The 3,079-nt window shown below is 76.8% G+C and carries 5 protein-coding genes; 2 read left to right on the top strand and 3 right to left on the bottom strand.

Features of this window, described 5'->3' with window-relative positions; translation table 11 throughout:
- Positions 1 to 277: 277 nt before the first annotated feature.
- Entirely contained in the window at positions 278 to 976 is a 699-nt protein-coding gene (locus ACFW2E_RS28065; protein WP_384469856.1) for a glycosyltransferase family 2 protein, read from the top strand.
- Positions 973 to 1,590 (top strand): DUF2064 domain-containing protein, encoded by a 618-nt coding sequence (locus ACFW2E_RS28060; protein WP_384469855.1) that lies wholly within the window; start codon positions 973 to 975, stop codon positions 1,588 to 1,590. The genes ACFW2E_RS28065 and ACFW2E_RS28060 overlap by 4 nt, the downstream gene beginning before the upstream one ends.
- Here ACFW2E_RS28060 and ACFW2E_RS28055 read toward each other — a convergent pair.
- From ACFW2E_RS28055 to ACFW2E_RS28045, 3 genes are all read right to left on the bottom strand, one after another.
- The gene (locus tag ACFW2E_RS28055; RefSeq protein ID WP_384469854.1) at positions 1,577 to 2,020 is read right to left on the bottom strand and encodes a hypothetical protein; all 444 of its coding nucleotides are present in this window, start codon (positions 2,018 to 2,020) and stop codon (positions 1,577 to 1,579) included. The two genes, ACFW2E_RS28060 and ACFW2E_RS28055, sit on opposite strands and share 14 nt — an antisense overlap.
- A gap of 3 nt (positions 2,021 to 2,023) precedes the next feature.
- Positions 2,024 to 2,482 carry a hypothetical protein gene (locus tag ACFW2E_RS28050; RefSeq protein WP_384469853.1) on the bottom strand — a complete coding sequence of 153 codons (459 nt, stop codon included), beginning with the start codon at positions 2,480 to 2,482 and terminating at the stop codon, positions 2,024 to 2,026.
- The coding region (locus tag ACFW2E_RS28045; RefSeq protein ID WP_384469852.1) for a molybdopterin-dependent oxidoreductase at positions 2,482 to 3,079 on the bottom strand (598 nt) is incomplete at its 5' end. The genes ACFW2E_RS28050 and ACFW2E_RS28045, both read right to left, overlap by 1 nt.

Raw genomic sequence — 3,079 nt, 5'->3', positions numbered from 1 at the left:
GTCCGGGCCCCGGTCCACGACGCAGCCCGCGCGGCCCGGACAGCCGGAGACGACCTCGGCGACGGTGGGGGCGTCCTCCACGACCAGGACGCGGGCGCCCTCGCCGGGCCGTCGTCCGGCCGTCGTCGGTTCCCCGGACGCGTACGGCTGCCGCACGCGTCCAGCCTCGCGCCAGGCCGGGAGCCCGCGGGCCCGAGGGCGGCCCGGGGGCCGGACATCCGTGTTCCGTAAGGAGCCGAAGCCCGGTTCGCGGCATTTGCGTTCGTAGGGTGAAGCCGTGACGACCTCTCCCCCATCCCCGGACGTCGACCTTGTCCTGCCCTGCCTGGACGAGGCGGGGGCCCTCCCCTGGGTCCTTGCCCGCGTCCCGCGCGGCTGGCGCGCGCTCGTCGTGGACAACGGCTCCACCGACGGCTCGGCGGACATCGCCCGCGCACTGGGCGCGACCGTGGTGCACGAGCCGCGCCGCGGGTTCGGCGCCGCCTGCCATGCGGGTCTGACCGCCGCCACCGCGGACATCGTCTGCTTCTGCGACTGCGACGCCTCGCTCGATCCCGCACTGCTGGCCCCCTTCGTCGGCGAGGTGCGCGCCGGTGAGGCCGACCTGGTCCTCGGCCGACGGCGGCCGGCGGCCCCCGGCGCCGGGCCGCCGCACGCCCGGGGCGGCCACATCGCGCTCGCCCGCATACTGCGCCGCCGCACCGGACTGCGGCTGCACGACCTCGGCCCGCTGCGCGCCGCCCGCCGCCAGGCACTGCTCGCCCTGGATCTGACCGACCGGCGCAGCGGCTACCCGCTGCAGATGGTCGTACGGGCCGCCGACGCCGGCTGGCGCATCGCCGAACACGACGTGCCGTATCTGCCGCGCACCGGCTCCTCCAAGGTGACGGGCACCTGGCGTGGCACCTGGCAGGCGATGCGGGACATGCGTCGTGTCCTGGCGGAATCGCCCACCGAAGAGGGGGTCCCCCGGTGACCACACTGCTCGTCGTCGCCAAGGAGCCGCGACCGGGCCGGGTCAAGACCCGGCTCACGCCCCCGTTCACCCCCGCGCAGGCGGCCTCGCTCGCCGAGGCGGCCCTCGCGGACACCCTGGACGCGGTGGCCGCGGCCCCCGCCGCCCGGCGCGTCCTCGTCCTCGACGGCGCGACCGGTCCCTGGCTGCCGCCCGGCTTCGACGTCGTGGCGCAGGGGGCGGGCGGGCTGGACGAGCGGCTGGCGGACGCCTTCGCCCGGTGCGCGGGGCCGTCCCTGCTCATCGGCATGGACACACCTCAGGTGACCCCGGCCCTGCTCACGGTGGACTTCGCGGGCTGCGACGCGTACTTCGGCCCCGCCGAGGACGGCGGGTTCTGGGCCCTGGGGCTGGCCGAGCCCGATCCAGGACTGCTGCGGGGCGTGCCCATGTCCACGCCGGTGACCGGCGCCGTCCAGCGGGAGCGGCTCGTCGCCGCGGGCCTGCGGGTGCGCGACCTGCCCCGGCTGCGTGACGTCGACACCGCCGCCGACGCGGCGGCCGTCGCGGCCTCCGCCCCGCACGGCCGGTTCGCGGCACGGCTGGCCCGGCTGACGGCGGTCACCGGCCGATGAGCACCGCACACGGGATCGCGCCGCCCTGCTTCACAGCGCCCGGCTCGGCGCGTCCGTGGGCCGACGCCTGCTCCGAGGCGGTACGCACCGGACGCGGCCCCCTCTTCCTGCGGCGCGCCGACGGCCGGCTGTTCCCGCTGGAGGCGGAGCGCTGGTGCGCCGAGGCCGACGGGGTCGGCCTGGAGGTGCCCGCGCGGTGCGGGGCCCGGCCCGCGACCTCGGCTGCGGGCCCGGACGACTGGGGGCGGCCCAGGCCGCACGAGGCCGGCGCGCCCTCGGCGCCGACGTCGGCGAGGCCGCGGTCGCCCAGGGTCGGTGTCCAGGTCGTCCGGCTCGACGGCAGGCGCGCGGCCGGGAGCCCGTTCCCGCGGGGGCGGCTCGGCACACCCGCCCTGCTCCGGACCGCGGCGGGCGCCGGCTGGAGCGCCACCGCTCAGTGTGTCTCGGGCGACCGGTCCTTCGCCGCCCTGCGCAGCCGCAGCACCAGCAGCAGGGCCGAACCGCCGAACAGCACGGCGGTGATCAGCAGCCAGCGGGCCGGGAAGCCGTCCGTCGACAGCCCCGCCGCCAGCTCGTAGCGGCTCTCCATCCGACCGCTGATCAGCGGGAACCACACCAGAAGCAGCAGCCCGGACAGTGCTGCCGGGACGCGGACGTACATCGCCCACTCCCGGCGGCCGGTCGCGGACAGGCCCCGCACTACGGCGCGGTCGGCCGAGGCGTACAGCGGCAGCAGTACGAGGTCGTGGATCAGGGCGGCGCCGACGAACCACAGTGCCACGCCGAGCCAGTCACCCGCCAGCAGCCGCACCCCGGCATAGCCGGCCAGCGCGAACGAGCAGGCGAGCAGCAGCAGTTGCAGCGGACTGCCGAGCGGGATCCGGCGGGTCATCACAGGTCTCCGAAGGTCATCCGGGCCACCCACTTGGTGTTGAGCACACCGGGCGCGGCTGGGACGATGACCCGCGCGGGGAAGCCGTGGTCGAGGGTCAGGTCCTCGCCGTTGGCGTACAGGGCGAGCAGTGAGCGCGGGTCCGCCACCTGGTTGGCGCGCAGAGCGGCCCTGCGGAAGGCGCCGTGGCGCTGCAGGGACTCGACGAGCACGTCCGGCGGTTCGCCGTCGTGGCCGGCCAGGGCCGCGAGGTCGCGCAGGCGCACTCCGCGCCACCACTGGTCGGCGGTCGACCAGCCCTCCACGCAGGCGATCGGGAGCGCGGAGCTGTGCAGGGGCAGCCGGGCGAGTTCGGCGCGGCTGAGCCGGACGGTTCCGCCGGGGCCGGTCACCACCAGGCGCCACGCGTCCTCGCTGGTCTGCGCCGCGGTGATCCGCGCGTACGCGGCCGTCTTGTTGATCTGGAAGCCGCCTGGGCCGCTGCCCGGGTCGGCCCAGCCGTGCGGCGCGAGGAGGGCGGTCGCGCGCAGCGGCTGATCGAAACTCCGGCCGGGGCTGGTTGCGAACATGAGGAGGGCTCCGCCCCCCACCCACCAC

The organism is Streptomyces sp. NPDC058964 (genome assembly GCF_042741275.1).
Lineage (GTDB): Bacteria > Actinomycetota > Actinomycetes > Streptomycetales > Streptomycetaceae > Streptomyces.
This window is presented reverse-complemented; position numbering and strand designations above follow the sequence as displayed.